The sequence below is a fragment of the Rhodovarius sp. genome (genome assembly GCF_040399605.1).
Classification (GTDB): domain Bacteria; phylum Pseudomonadota; class Alphaproteobacteria; order Acetobacterales; family Acetobacteraceae; genus Rhodovarius; species Rhodovarius crocodyli_A.
This window is the reverse complement of record NZ_JBBARU010000107.1, coordinates 1-3,493: the sequence shown is the minus strand read 5'-3', so window position 1 is coordinate 3,493 and position 3,493 is coordinate 1. Positions and strand designations below refer to the sequence as shown.

The 3,493-nt window shown below is 63.2% G+C and carries 2 protein-coding genes; one reads left to right on the top strand and one right to left on the bottom strand.

Going from position 1 to position 3,493, the window contains the following annotated elements:
* Positions 1–267 precede the first annotated feature (267 nt).
* Positions 268–543, top strand: a complete 276-nt coding sequence (locus ABWP84_RS17180; RefSeq protein ID WP_353213253.1) for a GIY-YIG nuclease family protein — start codon at positions 268–270, stop codon at positions 541–543.
* Between the two features lie 959 nt (positions 544–1,502).
* Here the strand turns inward: ABWP84_RS17180 and ABWP84_RS17175 are convergent.
* Complete coding sequence (locus tag ABWP84_RS17175) at positions 1,503–3,173, bottom strand: hypothetical protein (protein WP_353213252.1); 1,671 nt, start codon at positions 3,171–3,173, stop codon at positions 1,503–1,505.
* Positions 3,174–3,493: the final 320 nt, after the last annotated feature.

Below are 3,493 nucleotides of genomic sequence, written 5' to 3'. Positions count from 1 at the left end.
TGGGGGTCGTTGTACGCAGATGGCTCAAAGCACACTCTCATGACATCGAGATTGACTGCAGGCAGTTTCCCGTCCGCATAGCAGATTGGGGCCGCCTTGTTGGTGTTCTTCCCCACAGTGTGGGCGGGGCCGACAACCAGGCGGCTCAGGTCAAAGGCGTTGTCAAGGGCGGTCATGGCTGGTTTGAATTGTCGCAAGAAAAAAAGATTGGGTTGTCGAACGCAACAACTCGTCGATCGAGTGGTGTTGTTGCGTTAAGAACAAACCATGGTCAAGGCAGGACTCGCCTACGGCCACCATCTGTACGTTTTGAGCAACGGCCCACTGGTCAAGATCGGGAGGTCGTGCGACGTCGACAGGAGGCTCGGCGAGCACCGGCGCTCAAACCCTTGGGGGGACATCAAGCTGGTGGCCGTCTTTGAAGAGGCCGGCTGCCTTGAACCCCTGGTGCTGCGGGCCTTGAGCCAGCACGAACGCCGTGGGGAGTGGGTGAACTGCACCGTCGGCGAGGCTCTGTCCGCAGTGGGGGCAGTCTTCGTCTGACGGGTCGATGAAGTCCGCCAGGGCGTGGAGCATCTGGGCCTCGGCCCTCAGGGCTTCTGGTCGGCTGAGGCAGAACAGGAGGCCGGATCCCATTTCTACATTGGCCACGGGAACGGACGAGGTCTCCCGGAGCTCCCCGAGCTCCCAGAGCTCCCGCCCGCCCCTGGGTAAGGCCCATGAGAGGAGGAGCTGCCTGAGCTCCCGGAGGTCATGCCGCTGGGCCGCCCAGACCCGCCGCTCCGCCCACCGGACCGAGGCCGTGCAAGGGGCGGGGCATCCTCCGCTTCTGGTTCGTTTTCTTCTGAGCTCGAGCCGTGGATGGTATACACCTGAGGGTTGTGTTGAGCTTGCGGCGGGACGGGAGGGGCCTCTGCAGGAATCTCGGGGGTGACGTGCGCCAGGTGCGGGGGAGGGGGAGCGCCGGGGTGGCCTGGTGGGAACTCCGCTGGTGGTTCTGGGGGGTCCCTGTCCATGTAAGGCCAGGGCGTCCAGTTGTCCGTGCCAAGTCCGCCAAACGTGAGGCCTTGAGCAAGTCCGTACGTCAAGCGGGCCGTGTGAGCCACGGCAAGGGCTCCAACCGCAGTGGCCAACCCCAGGCCCTGGCCCACTCGCTGGATTGCGGGGGTCCTAGCCACCGGCGCCACCACCGGCTGGGCGGCGTCGTCCCCCCCGTCGGGCCTGTGAGGGTCGGGCATGGCCGCAGGGACTTCCTCCAGCGGCGGCATGTCCGGATCGATCTCTTCGGGGTCGTGGAAGACCTCCTCCTCGTGCTGCGGGAGCATCTCACGAGCCCTGGCTCTGAGGAGGTCGTTGGTGGCCTTCTTCCGCTGCAGCATGCCGGAGAGGTGATCCTCCACCCCCTTCTTGTACTCTGCAGGCACCACGCCCGGCGGCCCAAACGTTGGAAAGAAGCTATATGGTGGGTAGGTCCCCTGACGGTAGTGCGGCGCAGGAAGCATTTACTGTGGGTTGGGATCTGGATACTCGACCCCAAACTCTTGCCACTCTCCTGCAGCCGCTCTGTCGGAACGAGTGCCCAGAAGCAGCACAAGAAACGTGCCGGCTGCACTGGCTGTGATCTGCAGGCTGCCGTCCACCACTTCTCCCCAGGCCACGTCAAAGTGCCGGAAAGGGCTGCAGTGGACGGCAAACTCTGTATTGAGAGTGGTGAGCCAGGTGGGCAGAGGCGTGGTGTTCAGGCCTTCCTGAGCCTCCACCGTGTACTCGTAGAGCAGCCTAGCCTTTGGGCTTTCGATGCACCTGTGTCTCAACCGAAACCCGGCCCTTGTGGGATGATTGATGTCAAAAGTCTTTGTGCCGGAACAGGTGAAATTACCCCCCTGCACAGCGAGCGCAGTCCCGGAGCCGCCCCCCTTCACGTTGAGGGCGGTGTTGCTGGAGGCCGAGGCGTCCAGGACCGTGAAACCGTACACGCTGAGCCCCTGAGCGGCCGGGTTGATGATCTGGGCGTAGCCGGTGCACCCCAGAGCCTGTCCAACGCCAGCATTCACGGCCAGCGAGCCTGTCACTGCAACGGCTTGGGAAGTGCCGTTTGTCACCGTGAGGAGACCGTTCACCTGGCTGCCTCCGTTGACGTAAAGCTTATTGGTCCCAACGATTGTAGTTGCTCCAATCATGACCTGACTTGTGGCGCCGCCATCCACGCACATGAACTGACCCTGCTGATTGTAGAAGTTCATCGTTCCAAGGTTGTGGTTCAGCGATATCCGGCCCTTGATGGCGGTCGAAGTGGTCCCTGTGGTGTTCTGCCCCGAGTACTTGAAGTCCAGCTGGCTGCTTGAGCTGTTGTTGCCCGCCACAAGAGCCATGCACGCAATGTTGGGAGCCACCGGATCCATGTAGGCGCAGATTCCGGTGGTCAGCGTGGAGTTGGCGCTGCCAGTCACATGCAGCGCAGCCGAAGGAGCTGAGCCGGTGGGTCCAATGGCCAGGTTCAATAACGATGCGTTGTAGGTGGGCGTGAGGCGCAGGGTCTCCACCGTCCCTGTGGCCCCCATCAGGAACTGAGCCGTCTTCAGCGTGTGGTTGGCCTGAACTCTGAGAGTTGGGGTGGCGGCCGCCGTCATGCCGGCGTAGGTCATGTCCAGGTTGCAGTAGCCCGATTTTGCGGTGGCAGCCAGCGCCAGGGACGCCATCGTACCAAAGACGAGGCCACTGTGGACCCCCGCCGTGACAGGATTTGTGGACGGTCGGTAGCCAGAAACAATCAGCGAGCTCTCCGGCACCGTTTCATTTGGAATCGAGATGTTGGGCCCAATCACGCACCCCGTCTGACACAGGGTCATGCAGTTCAAGCCCCCGTCCGTGTAGATCTTGAAGAGGTCGTCATTTGTGTTGAAGTTGTATTGCAGGGAACCCCGCAGCGCCGACACGTCATTGACCAAACCAAAGTGCACCAGTGCGGGAGCAGCCGTGGTGTCAGCCTGCAGCAAGCGCAGTACAGACCCACCGGCGGGTGCAAGGCGGCCCAGGTGACAGCCGGGCGTGGCCCCAACGGCCGGCATCGCTCCAACGGCCACCAGTGAAGACTCGGCCGACAGGGACGTGCCGGTGCCGACCACAAGATTGGTCACAATGGAGGCCCCGCCGGTGGGGCCAGTGAGCGACATGGTGTAAGCAGTGAGCTTGCCTGAGGCGTCCACTGCAAAGGACGTGCCAGACTGACTGATTGCCCCGCTGAAGGGGTTCAGGCTGGGCGTGCTTCCGGGCGGCCCTGTAGGACCTGAAGGGCCAGTGCGGCCGGTTGGACCAGTGACGCCTGATGGCCCAGTTGATCCAGACGAGCCTGTGGCGCCCGTAGGGCCAGTGGGGCCTGATGGACCCTGGACGCCCTGAGGGCCAAGCTGGCCGGTGGCTCCGGTGGCTCCGGTGGCTCCGGTGGCTCCGGTGGTGCCTGATGGACCTTGGAAGCCCTGAGGGCCAAGCTGGC